This window comes from Streptomyces sp. NPDC001599 (assembly GCF_042893535.1).
GTDB lineage: Bacteria > Actinomycetota > Actinomycetes > Streptomycetales > Streptomycetaceae > Streptomyces.
Genome location: NZ_JBIAVA010000001.1, coordinates 512,428 through 529,365, shown reverse-complemented (window position 1 = coordinate 529,365; position 16,938 = coordinate 512,428). Strand labels below are relative to the sequence as shown.

Sequence of the window (16,938 nt, the reverse complement as noted above, 5' to 3'; positions counted from 1 at the left end):
CCTCCTGCCGTCAGCCGGCCCGCTGGAAGACGGCGACCGTACGGGCCGGCACGGTGAACGTGCCGGTCTTCGCCGCGTACGCCGCCTCCTTCACCCCCGGGTCCGCGCCCGCCGCCTGCACCGGGTGCAGCCGGTAACCGGTTCCGGCCGCGGCGTCGAGGCGCTGCTCCTGCCGCTCGGGCGTGGCGTTGAAGACGACCACGAGGTCACCGAGGCGCATGGTGATCACTCCGGGGGTCTCGTCCTTGCCCGAGAGCGGGAAGGAGAGCCGGGACTGCACCTGCGCCGCGGTGGCGAGGGAGAAGTCCTGCTCGCCGGTGCGGATCTTCAGCAGGTCCCGGTACGCCGCCGAGGCGCCCGTGATCTGCGGGCAGCCGGCCCGCACCGAGCCCAGCAGCGGCTTGGCGTACGGCCACTTGTCCTGGTTGTCGGCGGCCGGAGGCAGCCCGCGGCCGAAGCCGTTGCCGTCGGCGCAGTTCCAGTGGAGGGCGTTGAACCAGTCGCCGCTGTCGAAGGAGTTGCGGTCCAGCGACTTGGAGCGCAGCAGGTCGGTGCCCGCCTGGGAGAGCGCCGGGCCCTGGGAGAGGGCGGCGGTGGCCAGGGCGAGGACCTGCATGCGGGCCCGGTCGTCGGCGGACGTGTCCTTCGGCAGCTTGAAGGCGAGCGCGTCGAAGAGGGTCTCGTTGTCGTGGGCGTTGGCGTAGGCGAGGGCGTCGCCGGGTGCCGCCGCGTATCCGGCGGGGGCGCCGTTGTAGTCGACCTCGGAGCCCTTGACCTCCTTGCCGTCGGTGTCGGTGAAGGCGTAGTCGGCGAGGTTGCCGGTCAGCCCGACCTTGATCAGGTCCTGGTAGTGCAGCAGGCGGGCCCTCTGCTCGGCCTCGGTGCCGTTGGCCTTCGAGGAGTTCGGGTCGGTGTAGAGGCCGGAGGCGAAGCCCTGGACGCCGGGGTCCTCGTCGAAGGGGCCGCCGCCGCGCACGGCGTCGCGGGCCCGGTCGGAGAAGGTGGCGATGCCGGTGCCGGCCATGTTCTTCTGGGTGGCCTGCACGAAGCGGGCGTCGTCGGCGACTTCGCCGAAGTTCCAGCCCTCGCCGTACAGGATGATCTTCTTGCCGTCGACGCCGTCCTTGGCGAGGGTCAGCCCGTCCAGCGCCTTGCGGACCGCGAGGATGTTGGCCTTGGGGTGGTGGCCCATGAGGTCGAAGCGGAAGCCGTCGACCTTGTACTCCTTGGCCCAGGTGACGACCGAGTCGACGACGAGCTTGCCCATCATGGCGTTCTCGGTGGCGGTGTTCGAGCAGCAGGTGCTGTTGGCCACCGAGCCGTCGGCGAGCAGCCGCTGGTAGTAGCCGGGCACGATCCGGTCGAGGACGCTGGTCTTCGCCTGGCCGCTCGCGGCCGTGTGGTTGTAGACGACGTCCATGACGACGCGCAGGCCGTCCTCGTTGAGGGCCTTGACCATCTTGCGGAACTCGACGGTGCGCCCGGTGCCGTCCGGGTCGGTGGCGTAGGAGCCCTCGGGGACCGTGTAGTGGTACGGGTCGTAGCCCCAGTTGAAGGCGTCCTTGGCGGCGGCCTTCGTCACGCACTCCTGCTGCTTGTCGGAGTCGGCCGGGAGGGCGGCGAGGTCGCAGTCGGGCGCCGTCTGCTCGGACTTCCTCTCGGGGATCGTGGCGATGTCGAAGGCGGGCAGCAGGTGCACGTAGGAGGTGCCCGCTTCGGCCAGTTCGCGCAGGTGCTTCGAGCCGTCGCTCTTCTCGTCGGTGAAGGCGAGGTAGGTGCCCCGGTGGTCCGCGTCCGCCGTCGGGTCGGCGACGGAGAAGTCGCGGATGTGCAGCTCCTGGATCTGGGCGTCCCCGCAGCGGGACGGCCTCGGGCTTGCGGTAGTGCTCCCAGCCGCGCGGGGCGAGGGAGCGGTCGTCCAGGTCGACGACGAGGCTGCGCTCGGAGTCGGTGGTCAGGGCGAGGGAGTAGGGGTCGGTGACCTTGTTGGTGACGACCTTGCCCGCGGTGGGGGCCCAGACCTTGACGGCGTACCGGTAGGGCTTGCCCTTCCAGGACTTCGGGCCGGTGACGGACCAGACGCCGGTGGCGTCGTCGCGGCGCATCCGCACGGTGCGGTCACCGATCTCCAGCTTCACGTCCTGCGCGGTCGGCGCCCACACGGAGAGGGTGGGCCGGCCGTGGCGGAAGACCGGGCCGAGGTCGGCCCCGGTCGCCCGGCGCGCGTAGAGGTCGTCCAGGACGCCCGCGGTCTGCACGCCCGTCGCCGCGAGCAGGGCGCCGGTGGCGGTGCGCTGGGAGGCGACGACCTGGCCGCGCAGGGCCTCGCGGACCCGGTCGCGGTCGCGCGGGTCGACGGACCAGGCGGTGTACTCCTTCAGGTGCGGGAACTTCGCCTTCTGGGCGTCGGTGAGGGCGCTCTTGGTGAGGCGGAGCCACTGCTGGTCGTCGCCGGTGAGCCGGCCGTCCTGGGCGGTGATGGTGCCGGTGCGGGAGGCGAGCAGCTGGGTGGAGGCGGCGCCCTCGGAGCCGTTCCAGGCGACGGTGTTCCGGTCGATCCAGACCGCCTTGGAGGTGGTGAGGTCGACGGCCGCGGCCGAGCCCGCGGGCTGCGGCAGCAGGTAGTCCTCCTGGCCGCTCAGCAGCCACACCTCGTGGCCGTCGGCCTTGAGGTCGAGGGCCTGGTCGGTGGGCAGGTCCTTCTCGTCGCCCTTGTGGACGATGTAGCTGAGGCTGCTCGCGCCCTCGGTGAGGGGCACCTCGAAGACCGCGCCGTAGGGATCGGTCCCGACCGGCTGGAGGGGCTTGGCCCAGTCGGTGGGGTTCGCGGCGTCGCCCCAGACGTGCAGGCCCCAGCCGTCGTAGTCCCCGTCGGCGCGGTGGTAGTGCAGTACGGCCTTGGTGGTGTCCTGGGCGGGGTACTCGGGCCGCTCCGTGGCGACCTGTTCCTTGCCCTGCTCGATCCACACCTCGCCGGTCTCGGTGACGTCGATGGTGCGGTCGGCGGCGACGTCCTTGTTGCCGTCCTTGTCGATGACGAGGAAGCCGACGTTCGACGCGCCCGGCTTGAGCTTGACGTAGGCGAAGGCGCCGTAGGCGTCGCGGCCGGTGAAGGGGTGGGTCTCGGGCCAGGTGGTCGCCTCGCCGTCGGCGAGGTCGCCCCAGGCGTACAGGCCCCAGTCGTCGTAGTTCCCGTCCGCGCGCTTGTAGTGCACGACCGCGTAGTCCCGGGAGGCGGCGGTGGGCACCTCCTCTGCGGGCGGGGTGCCGGTGGTGGACGCGGCCGTGGCGCTCGCGGTGCGGCCCGCCGAGTCGACGACGACCCCCTTGTAACGCAGGGCGGTGCCGGCCGGGGTGTCCGCGTCGATGGCCTGGGTGACCTTGTAGGGGGCGTGGTCGGCGGTGCCGAGGGTGCGCCACTTGCCGTCGCCGGTCTGGGCGGCGAAGACGACGCGGTTGAGCTGTCCGCCCGCGACGTCGGCGCTCAGCTCGACGGTGCCGGTGGCTCCGGGGTCCGGGGCGCGGAGGGTGATCGTCGGCTCGGCGGTGGGCTGGGCGAGCCTGCCCGCGGCCTTGAGGACGACGGCCGACCCGGCCGGCACGGTGACGGTGACCTTCTTGTCGGCGCCCGACTTCACGGTGGCGTCGGTGCCGTAGATGCCGCGGAAGGCCATCTCGGCCGAGCCGGTGGCGAAGGCGGCGCTCTTCTCAGTGCCGGCGTTGTTGAAGGCGACGACGTACTCGGTGCCGGTCCTGGCGTCGGTGCGGGAGAAGGCGTAGATTCCGGCGCCGTCGGCGGCGTGGCGCTCGGTCTGGACGCCGTCGGCGAGGGCCGGGTGGGCCTTGCGCAGCTTGGCGAGGGCGCTGATCTGCCGGTAGAGCGGGGCGCTCGTGTCGTAGGCGGCCTCGGCGTGGGTGCGGTCGGTGCCGAGCTGGTCGTCGTCGAGGTAGTCGGCGGTGCGGGAGGCGAACATCGGCTGGCGGGCGTCCTTGTCACCGCCGGCGCCGGTGAAGCCCTGCTCGTCGCCGTAGTAGATCACCGGGTTGCCGCGGCTGAGGAACATCAGCTCGTTGGCGAGCTTGTCCTTCTTCAGCAGTTCGGCGTCGGTGGCCTTCGAGTCGTCCTGCTTCAGGAAGGTGCCGATGCGGCCCATGTCGTGGTTGCCGAGGAAGGTGACCTGCTCGTAGGCGTTGGCCTTGTCGGTCGTGTACTTGTAGTCGTCGCCGAAGACCGAGGCGAGCTTCTGGGCGCTGCCGCCCTGGGAGGCGTACGCGCGGGCCGCGTCCTGGAAGGGGAAGTCCAGGGTGGAGTCCAGGCGGCCCTCGGTGACGTAGGGCGCGGTGACGGAGGTGTCGGCGGAGTAGACCTCGCCGAACATGAAGAAGTCGTCGCGGCCCTTCTTGGCGGCGTAGGCGTCCAGCGCGGTCGCCCACTGGGTCCAGAACTCCATGTTGACGTGCTTCACGGTGTCGATCCGGAAGCCGTCGATGGCGAAGTCCTTCACCCACCGCTGGTAGATCTTCTCCATGCCTCCGACGACCTCGGGACGCTCGGTCCACAGGTCGTCGAGGCCGTTGAAGTCGCCGTAGGTGGCCGACTCGCCGGCCCAGGTGGAGTCGCCCCGGTTGTGGTACATCGCCGGGTCGTTGAGCCAGGAGGGGACCTTGAGGTTCTTCTTGGCGGCCGGGACCGTCGGGGTGCGCGGGAAGGAGCCGGCGTCCACGCGGGGGAAGCGGCGCTCGCCGTCCGCGTAGTCGGCGTCGTCGAAGGGCTTTCCGTCCTTGGTCAGGTAGGGGAAGGCGCCCTTGGAGAGGTAGTCGTAGGACTTCTCCTCGTAGTCGACGACGTCGGCGGTGTGGTTGGTGATGACGTCGAAGAAGACCTTCATGCCCTTGGCGTGGGCCTTGGAGATGAGGTTCTTCAGGTCCTGGTTGGTGCCGAAGTGCGGGTCGACCTGGGTGAAGTCGGTGATCCAGTACCCGTGGTAGCCGGCGGAGGCGTCCTTGCCGGTGCCCTGGACGGGCTGGTTCTTGAAGATGGGCGCCATCCAGATGGAGGTGGTGCCCAGCCCCTTGATGTAGTCGAGCTTCTCGGTCAGGCCCTTGAGGTCGCCGCCCTGGTAGAAGCCCTTGTCGGCGGGGTCGTAGCCGGTGGTGAGCCGCGTGCCGGTCAGACCGCCGCGGTCGTTCTTGGCGTCCCCGTTGGCGAACCGGTCCGGCAGGACGAAGTAGAACTGCTCACGCGTCAGGTCGTGGCGTGCGGCGGTCTTCGCCAGCTTCGCGTCGGACGGGGACGCGGGCGGGGCGTCGGCCCCCGCGGCGAGCGGGGGAAGCAGGGCGGCGGCGAGCGCGGTCACGGTGACGGCCGCGACCCGTCTCACTCGTGCGGTACGGCGCGTGGCAGGCACCGGCCATCTCGGTATCACAGGCGTGAGCTCCTTGCGAGTACGGCTCGTTCGGGTCCGACCCCGGCGAGACCGTAGCGCTGCCGCAAGAGTTGCGGCAAGAGTATTGAAAGTATCGGAAAGAATTTTCACGAACTGGCGCCGGACGCCGAGGCGCCCCGGGAGAAGCCTCCCGGGGCGCCTCGGCGTGTGCGCTGTCCCGTCGGATCAGTTGGCGCCGCGCGGGAACGTGCTCCGGCCGATGTGCCGGCCGCTGGCGGTTGCGCTGCCCCGAGAACGGCTGCTCAGTGCGGCCGGCCCCGTCCTGCCGTCCTTCTGGCGCAGCAGCGGCCCGCCCGCGTCGTCCGCGCAGATGGCGTCCGCGCCGACCAGCAGGCCGGCGGTCAGCGCGGCGCGTGAACGAGGTACGGACATCGGTACGGGTATCCCTTCTCGTCGACTTCTCTCGTCGAACCTTGTCGTCCGGGGCATCTTGTCGAGGCCGGACCCCTCACTGGTCTTTTCGATGCGCCAGCGACGCCAGCTCCCGGACCAACCGCTCGAGCGCGGCGACGTACGTCCGGTAGGCGTCCAGGAGGCCGGCGTCCTCCTCCCGCTCGGGGCGGATGTCGCCAAGGTCCCGGCGGAGGGACTCCGCGTCCAGGACCAGGGAATCGACGTCCGGCACCTCCCAGGCCGCCAAGCGCCCGTCGTTCACTCTGGTGGCATACCCCGCGACATGCCCGTCGAGATCCAGCAGAAGGGAATTCCAGTCGCGGAGCCTCTCCATGCGGGGATGGTCCGGATAGGGCATGGCCCTGAACTCCTGGAAGGCCTCGCGAAATGCGGTCGAATCAGTCATGCCAGGTAACTATCTTTCCCGCTTTGGTGTAGATGCCCTCGCCGCCGAACAGGCCGCCTCTGATCTTCCAGCCGTCCTCGCCGTTCTTCAGTTTCCAGGGTATGCGGTCCTTCGCATCCGTCTTGTTCCAGAGGTCTTTTGCTTCCTTGGTGTACTCGGCCAGCGTCCTTCCCTTGCCGTGCTTGTCGAGATGGTATTTCGCCGTCTCCTCGACGCTTCCGAACGTCGCCTCGTCCCATTCCTCGAGAGCGTCGGCATCGGGACCGCAGAACTTTCCGGCGTTGTGAACCAGTACCGGCGTGGCTCCCGCGAGCACGTAGTAGGTGTGGAGTTCCGCCACCGTCAGGTTGTGGACGCGCTGTTCGGGCGCGCTCCACGCCCGTGTCGCGACGACCCGGGCCTGGTCGCCCGCTGCGGTGCGCAGCCGCATTCCGGGCACGAGGTCGGCGGCGTCGAGCCAGGCGTCGCGGTCGCCCGACACCCAGAACGGATGCCCGTCGGTGGCGACCACCGAGTCCGGGCGTCCGCCGTCAGCTCCCAGGACGTCGACCCGGACCAGTTTCTTCAGGCCCTTGCCGACGATCGTTCCCTCAACGGGTTGGGCTTCCGTGCGCCCGGACAGCGGATCGGTGGCCAGTACCCGGTCGCCGGCCCGGACGTCCTCGATCGCCTTGGTGCGACGGTCGGCCATCAGGACGCGCGTGCCCGGAAGGAAGCTGTTCTTGCAGGGCGTCTTCCGGAGCACCTTCAGCCTGAGCGCGCTCAGCGCGAGGTCGTCGAGGCACCTGACCGACTTGGTCGTGAGGCACTTCTCGATCTCCTCGGCACCCACGTACCAGGCGATCAGGCGGTCGAGGTAGGTACTGGTGATGCAGCCCATGCCGCCGGCCCCGTCACCGCCGCACACCAGGAGCGTCTCGCCGGGTCTCAGCTCCCCCAGTCGGCCACCACGGTATGCGACCAGGCGCTTCTCGAGCGCCCTTCGAAGCTCCTTGTCGGAAAGTGGCTTGCTGGTCTCCTGGGACGCCTCCTCCTGGATCTGCGCCTTCAGTTCCTCGACCAGCTTGACGGCGGCGGCCCTGATGGCCTCGGACGAGGCCGCCGCGGCGGCGTCGGAGTCCTTGCCCGCGGCCACGGCGGAGAGGCCCGCCTGGTAGGCGGAGGTACTGGCCTGTGCCGCGTACCCCGAGGCGATCGTGCGGGAGTGCTGGGCGCGTTCCGCGGAGCGGGCGGCCGACTGGGCGGCCGAGTTGGCCGAGGCGGCTGCCGCGCGGGCCGTCTTCGCGGACTCGGCGGCACGCTCGGCGGACTTCTCCGCCTGGTCGGCGGAGCTGTCGGCCTCCTCGGCGTAGTTCTTCGCCAGGTTGGCGGAGTCCTCGGCCCTGTCGGCCCACTTGACGGCGTCCGCGGCGTCCTTGCGGGCCTTCGCGGCCGCTTCCTGCGCTTCGGCGGCGTCCTTCTGGGCAAGCGACGCCGACGCGTAGGCGGCCTTCAGCAGTGTGTTGACCTCGGCGATGTGCGCGGCGGCATTGCCGTCGCGCTGCCGCGCCTTGTGCAGGCCGACTTCCAGGAAGGGGCGCAGTCCGGACGCCGGTCCCGAGAGCACGGCCTGTGCCGCGGCCTGGACTTCGGGACCGCCGTTGGCCAGGGCCTGGGAGACCTCGACCCGGTCGTCGTCCTCACGGGCCCGGTACTGCCCCGTCTCCAGGAATTCGGCCACGTCGGTCGCAGTGCCGTCCAGCGCCTTGGAGGCCGCCGTCCGCACGCCCGGTCCGCCTTGGGCCATGATCTTGGCGACGGCGACCCGGTCGTCGTCCGCCTTGCCCGGGTAGGCGCGGGTGCGCAGGAACTCCCGTACCTGGTCGATCGGCTTGTCCAGCACGTCCAGGGCCGCCTGCTGCTGGGCCGGGATGTCGGTGGTGGCGGCGATGTGCGCGACACTCGCCCGGTCGTCCTGTTCGAGGGCGAGAGCCAGCCGAGTACGCACGAACTCGACCACGTCCGCGTCGGTACCGGTCACAGCCGCCTCGGCGGCGTCCCTCACCCAGGTACCGGCCGTGCCGAGCATGTTGACCGCGGCCTGCCGCCCCTTGGCGGCCGTGACGGCCGGGTCGGACGCCGCCGCAGCCTCGTCCAGCAGCGTTCGCGTATGGGTGTTGAGCTGCTGGAGACGGCCGATCTCCCACTCGGCGGCGGCCACCCGGGCCTCGTGGGCCCGGTTGGCCTCCTCGGCCGACAGGACGGCCTCGGCCTGCTGCTGGGCGAGCCGTTCGGCGTCGGCCTGGCGGGCCAGCGTCACCACTCCCGAGGCCTGCTCGGCCGCCGACAGCGCGTCGTCGGCCGCGTCGGTGGCCGCGTTCGCGGCTTCGGTGGACGCGGCGGCGGCGTCGACCGCCTTGCCCGCCTCGTCGGCCGCCTTGTCCGCCGCCTTCGCCGCGGCCTCGGCGTGCTCGGCGGCCTCATTGGCCGCGTCACGCGACTGCCGGGCCGCCTTGCCCGCCTGGTTGGCATTGGTCTGCGCGGAGTTCGCCGCGCGGGTGGCCTGGTTCGCGAGCCGCTTCGCGCGGGCTGCCGCCGCGGCGGCCTTGTCGCCCTTGGCCCCCGCCTCACCGGCCCAGCGATCGGCATCCGCGGCCGCCGCAGCGGCGGCAGCCGCGTTGGCTCCCGCGCTGGCCGCTGCTCCGGCCGCCGCCGCGGCGCTGTCCGCGGCGATACCCGCCTGGTCAGCCGCGTCCGCCGCCTTTCGCGCGCCCTTGGCGGCGTCCCGCGCCTTCTGCGCGGCCTCGCGCGCCTTCTTCGCCTGCGCGGCATCACCGGCCGCCGCACCGGCCGCGGCCCTGGCCGAGGACGCCGCGTTGCCGGCCCTGCTGGCCGCGTAGGCCGCCTGAGCAGCCGCCGTGGCGGCCACGCGGGCGGTCGCGTTCGCCGCCGCCGCCGCGGACACCGCCGTACGGGCCGCCTGGGCCGCGCGGTCGGCCGCCGCGGCCGCACGGGAGGCTGCCGCCGCCGCCTCGCCGGCCGACTCCTTGGCCTCCTTGGCCTCCTTGGCCGCGACCAGCGCCGCCTGCTTGGCCGCCTCGGTGGCGGCGTTCGCCTTGGCTGCCTCCTCCTTGGCCTCCTCGGTCAGTTTGTTGGCCTCTTTCTGCGCCTTGTCGGCGAGTTCGGCGAGCTGGGCGACAGTGAGCGTCTCCTGGTCGCGCGCCGCCGCGATCTCCCACCCGTGGTCCAGGAACTCCTGGATGTCCTCGGCGGTTCCGTCCATGGCCTGACCCGCGAGCAGCTTGACGTTCGGCCCGCCCAGGGCGATGAGGCGACCGACCTGGACCCGGTTGTCGTCCTCCAGCGCCTGGTACCGGCCTTCCTGGAGGAACGCGGTCCAGTCGTCGGCCGTGCCCTCCAGGGCCACACCGGCCGCCGCCTTCACCCCCGGCCCGCCGGTGGCCATGACCCGCGCCACCTCGACCCGTAGGTCTTCCTCGTGGGCCGGAGCGAACCCGTCGTCCAGGAAGCCGTGCAGCTGCGGGGCATCCCCGCTGAGGGCCAGGTTGGCCGCGTCCCGCACAGCCGGACCACCCCTGGCCATGACCTGGGCGACCTTGACCCGTAGGTCGTCCAGTTCCAGCCGGGGCAGGTCCTCGGCCATGAAGGTCTGGACGTCGGCGCCCGTTCCCGCCAGGACCGCTTCGGCGGCCTCGCGCACACCCGGCCCGCCGGCCTTCCACGCCTCCAGCACGTCGGATCTGGAGTAGGCCCAGGTCGCTTCGTCGCCCGCGGCAGGACGCAGATCGATACCCAGGACCATGACCAGGGCCGTCAGCGCTGCCACGACGCCGCGCCACCCGGACAGGGCTCGCAAGCCGGCATTCAACGTGTTGCTCCCTTGCTCGACCGAGGCGCCCTCGCGAGCCGGTCGGCAGGCCGATCAGAACTCGCGTCCGGTCCCGGTGGACCGCTCATGACGCCAGCCGATCTTCATCGATACTTCACACCCTTCATAGGCGCTACATAGCCAATTTCTGATCGACAGTTGCCCGAATTTGACGTTTAGCGCACCGCATACGAGGCGAGGCCCGCCGCTCCCCTCCTCGGAACGCGGCGGGCCTCCTGGCAGCGGGTTCTGCCGGGCATCAGGCCCGGGTCCACCACACCGTCGTGTCGGCCGGTACCTTCGCCTCGCCTGCCGCCTCGGTGATCTCGCCGCTGGCCAGCAGGACGCGCCCGTGCGCGGGCACCGCCACCGACTCGCCGGTGGTGTTGGCGACGCAGACGAACTCGCCGCGCCGGAAGGCGACGACGCCCTCGGGGGCGCGCAGCCACTCGACCGCATCGCCCGCGCCGAGGTCGGCGGTGGCGCGGCGGACGGCCAGGGCCTCGCGGTACAGCTCCAGGGTGGAGCCGGGCTCGCCGGTCTGCGCCTCTACGCTCAGCTCGCCCCAGCCCGCCGGCTGCGGCAGCCAGCTGCCGCCGTCGCCGAAGCCGTACGAGGAGCCCTCGCGGGTCCAGGGGATCGGGACGCGGCAGCCGTCGCGGAAGCCGTCCTGCCCGGCGCCGCGGAAGTACGCCGGGTCCTGGCGGACCTCGTCGGGCAGGTCGACGACGTCGGGGAGGCCCAGCTCCTCGCCCTGGTAGACGTAGGCCGAGCCGGGCAGGGCCAGCATCAGGAGGGTCGCGGCGCGGGCGCGGCGCAGGCCCAGGGCGCGGTCGCCGGCCAGGCGGATCTGGGTGCCGAGGCCCGCCGGGTTGGCGAAGCGGGTGGCGTGGCGGGTGACGTCGTGGTTGGAGAGGACCCAGGTGGCGGGGGCGCCGACCGGGCGCATGGCGTCCAGCGTGCGGTCGATGACCGTGCGCAGCTCCTCGGCGTCCCAGTGGGTGCCCAGGTACTGGAAGTTGAACGCCTGGTGCAGCTCGTCGGGGCGGACGTAGTTGGCGGTGCGCTCGACGGTCGGGGTCCAGGCCTCGGCGACAAAAATGCGCTCGCCGCTGTACTCGTCGAGGATCAGCCGCCACTGGCGGTAGATGTCGTGGACGCCGTCCTGGTCAAAGAACGGCATGACATCGTTGCCCAGCAGCTTCAGCTGCTCGTGGGATCCCAGGTCGGGCAGGCCCTCGGCCTTCACCATGCCGTGGGCGACGTCGATGCGGAAGCCGTCCACGCCCATGTCGAGCCAGAACCGCAGGATGGAGCGGAACTCGTCGCCGACGGCCGGGTGCTCCCAGTTGAAGTCGGGCTGCTCGGGCGCGAACAGGTGCAGGTACCACTCCCCCGGTGTGCCGTCGGGCTCGGTGACCCGGGTCCAGGCGGGGCCGCCGAAGATGGACTCCCAGTCGTTGGGGGGCAGTTCGCCGTTCTTCCCCTTGCCTGGGCGGAAGTGGTAGCGGTCCCGGGAGGGGGAGCCGGGGCCCTCGGCGAGGGCGCGCTTGAACCACTCGTACTGGTCGGAGGAGTGGTTGGGCACCAGGTCGACGATGATGCGCAGGCCCAGCGCGTGGGCGTCGCGGATCAGCGCGTCGGCGTCCAGGAGGGTGCCGAACATGGGGTCGACGGCCCGGTAGTCGGCGACGTCGTAGCCGGCGTCGGCCTGCGGGGAGGCGTAGAAGGGGCTGAGCCACACGGCGTCCACGCCCAGGTCGCGCAGGTACGGCAGGCGGGTGCGGACACCCTCCAGGTCGCCCATGCCATCGCCGTTGCTGTCGGCGAAGCTGCGCGGGTACACCTGGTAGATGACCGCGTCCCGCCACCAGTCGTGGCGCTCGGAGACGGTGGCGACGGCGGAGGTGGGGGCCGGTGCGGCGGAAGGCTGCTGGCTCATGTCGTCCTTGGTACGTAGCGAAACGGAGCGGAACGGAGTGGAGGCGTCGGTGGCGGAAGGGGCGGCCGGCCGCGGTGCTGCGGGGCCGGATGGGCACCGCGGCCGGACGTTTTCCGGGTCGGGCGGCGGTCAGCCCTTCGTGCCGCCCGCGGTGAGGCCGGTCACCAGGTTCTTCTGCACGAGGTAGAAGAACGCGGAGACGGGTATCGCGACGAGCACGGCAGTGGCCGCCATCAGGTTGCGCTGGGCGTCGTGCTCGCTGACGAAGCTCTGGAGTCCGACGGCGAAGGTGTACTTCGTGTCGCTCAGCATGAACGTCGAGGCGAAGGCGACCTCGCCGAAGGCGGTGATGAAGCTGTAGAAGCCGGCGACCGCGAGGCCCGGCCGGGCCAGCGGCAGGATCAGCCGGAAGAAGGTGCCGAACGGGGTCAGCCCGTCCACCCGCCCGGCCTCGTCGATCTCGAACGGGATGGTGTCGAAGTAGCCCTTGAGCAGCCAGGCGCAGTACGGCACCGCGGTCGAGCAGTAGACGAGGATCAGGCCGAAGTAGTTGTCGATGAGCTGGAGCTTCGACAGGATCTGGTACATCGGCACGATCAGGACCGCGATGGGGAACATCTGCGTGACCAGCAGGACCCACATGAGCTTCTTGTAGCCCGGGAAGCGCATCCGCGAGACCGCGTAGCCGGTCGTCGCGGCGACCATGACGCCGATGACCGTGGTGCCCAGCGAGACGATCAGCGAGCTCTTCAGCCAGTCGAAGAAGTTGGTGTCCTGGAGCACGAACGCGTAGTTGTCGAAGGTCATCTTCGACCAGATGCGTCCGGGGTGCAGATAGTCGTTCTTGTCCGGGCCGAGGGACAGGTAGACCAGCCAGGCGACCGGGAAGAGCGCGACGAGGCTCGCGAGGGTCAGCACGCCGTGGGAGGCGAGGGACGCGGCGCGGCTGCGTTCGCCGCGGCCGCGGACCTTGCGCGGCGGCGCGGTGGACGCGGTGACCTGCTCGGCGGGGGCCTTGGTGGGCGCGGTGCTTGTACTCATGGCGGCTCCTGCCTCAGTTCGCGAGCTGCTGCTCATTGCGGTTCAGCCAGCGGCGGTAGAAGGAGGTGAAGACGATCAGGATGGCCAGCAGCAGGATGCCGTAGGCCGCGGACTGCGCGAAGTCGCGCGGCTGCTGTCCGAAGCCGAGCTGGTACGCCCAGGTGACGAGGATCTGCGCGTCGGGGGCGGTGTTGCCGAACAGCAGGAAGATCACGGCGAACTGGTTGAAGGTCCAGATGATGCCGAGCAGGACGACCGTGGAGCTGACCGAGCGCAGACCGGGGAGCGTGACGTAGCGGAAGCGCTGCCAGGCGTTGGCGCCGTCCATCTCGGAGGCCTCGTAGAGGCTGTTGTCGATGGACTGGAGGCCGCCGAGGAGCGAGACCATCATGAACGGCACGCCGCACCAGGTGTTGACCATGATCGCGGAGAAGCGCTGCCAGAAGGTGTCCTCCAGCCACGCCGGCGTCGGCAGGTGCAGCCAGTCCAGGGCGGAGTTGATGATGCCCTGGTCGGCGAGCATGAAGCGCCAGCCGAAGACGGTGACGAAGGTGGGCACGGCCCAGGGCAGGACGAGGATCAGCCGGTAGAAGGTGCGGCCGCGCAGCTTCTGGTTGAGCAGCAGGGCGAGCCCGAGGCCGATGAAGAAGTGCAGGCCGACGCAGACCGCCGTCCACACGATGGTCCAGATGAAGTGCGACCAGAAGCGGTCGTAGGCCGTCGGGCCCCACAGGATGTCGGCGTAGTTGTCCAGGCCGATGAACTTGTAGGTGGCCTCGATCTCGTTGACGCCGATGGTGCGCCCGCTGTTGAGGCTGTTGGCGTCGGTGAGGGTGAGGTAGAGGCCGTAGCCCAGCGGGTACAGCACGAGGACGCCGATCACGACGGCCACCGGCGTGATCATGGCGTAGGCGTACCAGTGCTTCTGGTAGCCGTCTTTCAGACGCCGGCCGAGGCCGGGCCGCGGGGTGCGGTCACCGCGGCGCTTGCCGGTCGCGCGGTCGATGGCGACTGTCATGGTTCGACACCTTCGGGAGCGATCAACGGGAGGATCGGAAGTTCAGGGGCGCGGCGCACGGCCGGTGACCGCCGGGCCCCTCCCCCAGTGCGGGGGCCCGGCGGTCGGCTGGACCTACTTGCTGAAGTCCGGCACCAGCTTGGCGATCGCGGTCTCGGCGTCGCCCAGCCCCTCGTCCAGGGACTTCTTGCCGCCGGCGATCTGGGGCAGCTCGTCGTCCAGCGGCGTCCACAGGGAGCTGTACTCGGGCAGCGCCGGGCGCGGCTGGGCGGCGGGCAGGACCGTCTGGAAGCCGGCGATGCCCGGGTCGGCCTTGACCTTGTCGGTGTAGGCGTCGTCGCGGGTCGGCAGCGTGGAGTTCTTCAGGGCGACGGTCTCCTGGGACTTCGCCGAGGTCATGAAGTTCACGAACTTCAGCGCCGCCTCCTGGTGGGCCTTGTCCGAGCCGGCGTAGACCGACAGGTTGTGGCCGCCGGTCGGGGCGCCCGCCTTGCCGGTGGAGCCGGCCGGGACGGTGGCGATGCCGAGGTTGGCCTTGTCCTTGAACGCCGTGCCCTTGTAGAAGTTGGTGATCTCCCACGGGCCCTGGATGATCGAGGCGACCTTGCCGCTGACGAACGCCTCCTGGATGTGGGCGTAGGCGTCCGCGGTGGTGTCGGCCTTGTGCAGGCCCTTGCCGTTGAAGAGGCTCAGCCAGGTGCCGTAGCCCTTCTTCGCCTCGGCGGCGTTGACGGTGACCTTCTTGGCGTCGGCGTCGACCGTGTCGGTGCCCTCGCCATACAGGAAAGGCTGCGCGTAGTAGCCGGCCGTGGAGGCCCAGTAGCCGTCGACGCCGGTCTTGTCCTTGATGGTGGCGGCGGCCTTCTTCAGGTCGTCCCAGGTCTTGGGAGCCTCGACGCCGGCCTTCTCGAAGAGCGCCTTGTTGTAGACGAAGGCGAGGGTGTCGGTGACCAGCGGGACGCCGTAGGTCTTGCCCTCGTACTTGGCCTGCTCGATCAGGTTGGGCTGGAACTTGTCCTGCTCGGCGAGGGCCTCGGTGCCGTCCAGCGGCAGGAAGAAGCCCTTCTTGGCGAAGGCGGGCGTCCAGCCGACCTCGGAGCGCAGCACGTCCGGGGCGCCCTTGGATCCCGCGGCGGTGTCGAACTTGTTCTGCGCCTGGTCGAACGGCACGTTGACGAAGTTGACCTTGACGCCCTTGTTGGCGGCCTCGAACTCCTTGACCAGGGCCTTGTAGGTCGGCGCCTCGTTGGTCGCGTTGGAGGTGTCCCAGTAAGTGATGGTGACCGGTCCGCCCGACTCGCTGTCGCCGCCGTCGTCTCCGCCGCACGCCGTCGCCGCCAGGGCGAGGGACGCCACCAGCGCGGTGGCCGCTATGCCACGCCGCATGAGTTCTCCTTGAGGGTGAAAGCCCGTGTGGTGCAGGGTGCGGGCCCGTCCGCCGCTCCTGCCGACCGCCGACCGCTTCGTTGCTGCCGTCGGGCGACGTGAACGTAACAGCGTTGAAAGCCCGGCGAAAGGTCTTGCTGCAAAAATGTGCAAGAGATCTCCGAAGTTATCCGTGCGTGACCTCTCGGCGACCGTCATGAGACGCTTGTTTACGGGGCCCGAGCGGTATCGGGCGGGTTGTGCAAGACTCTGCAAGCTCTTGCCGCCACTTTCTCGAGGGAGCGCGATGACGCAGCAGCCCGCGCCGGGCCGTCCGACGGGCCGTCCAACCGGCCGCCCACGGCGCCCGATCGGTGTGCAAGGCAGCGGCCGACAGGTACAGTCCACCCCTGTGACCACACGGCTTGCCGACATCGCCGCCCAGGCGGGGGTGAGCGAAGCGACCGTCAGCCGCGTCCTCAACGGGAAGCCGGGCGTCGCCGCCACCACCCGCCAGTCCGTGCTCGCCGCCCTCGACGTGCTGGGCTACGAGCGCCCCGTGCGGCTGCGGCAGCGCAGCGAGGGCCTGGTGGGCCTGATCACCCCGGAGCTGGAGAACCCGATATTCCCGGCGCTGGCCCAGGTCATCGGGCAGGCGCTGACCCGCCAGGGCTACACGCCGGTCCTCGCCACCCAGACGCCGGGCGGCTCCACGGAGGACGAGCTGACCGAGATGCTGGTCGACCGCGGGGTGGCCGGCATCATCTACGTCTCGGGGCTGCACGCCGACACCACCGCCGACATGCAGCGCTACGAGCGGCTGCGCGCGCAGGGCGTGCCCTTCGTCCTGGTCGACGGCTTCTCGTCGCAGGTGCAGGCGCCGTTCATCTCCCCCGACGACCGGGCCGCGATGAGCCTCGCCGTCACCCACCTCGTCTCGCTCGGCCACACCCGGATCGGACTGGCCCTCGGGCCGAAGCGGTTCGTGCCGGTGCAGCGCAAGATCGAGGGCTTCGTACGCACCGTCCAGGACCAGTTGGGGCTGAGTGCCGAGACGGTGGAGAAGGAGCTGGTCCAGCACTCGCTGTACACGCTGGAGGGCGGCCAGGCGGCGGCCTCCGCGCTCATCGGGCGGGACTGCACGGCGGTGGTCTGCGCCAGCGACATGATGGCGCTGGGCGCGATACGCGCGGCCCGGCAGCTGGGCCTGGACGTGCCCAAGGACGTCTCGGTCGTCGGCTTCGACGACTCGCCGCTGATCGCCTTCACCGACCCGCCGCTCACCACGGTCCGCAAGCCGGTCCCGGCGATGGGTCAGGCGGCGGTGCGCACGCTCCTCGAGGAGATCGGCGGGACGCCCGCGCCGCACAGCGAGTTCGTGTTCATGCCGGAGCTGGTGGTGCGCGGCTCCACGGCGTCGGCGCCGGGCGAGCGCGGCCGCCCCTGACCCTCGTGCGG

At 70.8% G+C, this 16,938-nt stretch carries 8 protein-coding genes and 1 pseudogene; 1 reads left to right on the top strand and 8 read right to left on the bottom strand.

Features of this window, described 5'->3' with window-relative positions:
• Window positions 1–10: 10 nt before the first annotated feature.
• From pulA to ACFYZ3_RS02345, 8 genes and pseudogenes are all read right to left on the bottom strand, one after another.
• Window positions 11–5,426: pseudogene (gene pulA, locus ACFYZ3_RS02380) on the bottom strand (pullulanase-type alpha-1,6-glucosidase).
• Window positions 5,427–5,612: 186 nt separating this feature from the next.
• Complete coding sequence (locus ACFYZ3_RS02375; RefSeq protein WP_388513474.1) at window positions 5,613–5,819, bottom strand: hypothetical protein; 207 nt, start codon at window positions 5,817–5,819, stop codon at window positions 5,613–5,615.
• A gap of 76 nt (window positions 5,820–5,895) precedes the next feature.
• Window positions 5,896–6,246, bottom strand: coding sequence for a hypothetical protein (locus ACFYZ3_RS02370; RefSeq protein ID WP_388513473.1), 351 nt, complete (start codon window positions 6,244–6,246; stop codon window positions 5,896–5,898).
• A complete protein-coding gene (locus tag ACFYZ3_RS02365) occupies window positions 6,239–10,072 on the bottom strand; it encodes a polymorphic toxin-type HINT domain-containing protein (protein ID WP_388513471.1) in 3,834 nt (1,277 codons plus the stop codon). The genes ACFYZ3_RS02370 and ACFYZ3_RS02365 overlap by 8 nt, the downstream gene beginning before the upstream one ends.
• Before the next feature lie 301 nt (window positions 10,073–10,373).
• Window positions 10,374–12,056, bottom strand: a complete 1,683-nt coding sequence (locus ACFYZ3_RS02360) for a glycoside hydrolase family 13 protein (RefSeq protein ID WP_388513469.1) — start codon at window positions 12,054–12,056, stop codon at window positions 10,374–10,376.
• 129 nt (window positions 12,057–12,185) lie between these two features.
• Window positions 12,186–13,097 (bottom strand): ABC transporter permease subunit, encoded by a 912-nt coding sequence (locus tag ACFYZ3_RS02355; RefSeq protein ID WP_356865935.1) that lies wholly within the window; start codon window positions 13,095–13,097, stop codon window positions 12,186–12,188.
• Between the two features lie 13 nt (window positions 13,098–13,110).
• Window positions 13,111–14,115, bottom strand: a complete 1,005-nt coding sequence (locus ACFYZ3_RS02350) for a carbohydrate ABC transporter permease (protein ID WP_388513468.1) — start codon at window positions 14,113–14,115, stop codon at window positions 13,111–13,113.
• A gap of 114 nt (window positions 14,116–14,229) precedes the next feature.
• Entirely contained in the window at window positions 14,230–15,501 is a 1,272-nt protein-coding gene (locus tag ACFYZ3_RS02345; RefSeq protein ID WP_388513467.1) for an extracellular solute-binding protein, read from the bottom strand.
• Between the two features lie 391 nt (window positions 15,502–15,892).
• Here ACFYZ3_RS02345 and ACFYZ3_RS02340 point away from each other — a divergent pair, with 391 nt between their 5' ends.
• Window positions 15,893–16,927 carry a LacI family DNA-binding transcriptional regulator gene (locus ACFYZ3_RS02340; protein WP_003976582.1) on the top strand — a complete coding sequence of 345 codons (1,035 nt, stop codon included), beginning with the start codon at window positions 15,893–15,895 and terminating at the stop codon, window positions 16,925–16,927.
• Window positions 16,928–16,938: the final 11 nt, after the last annotated feature.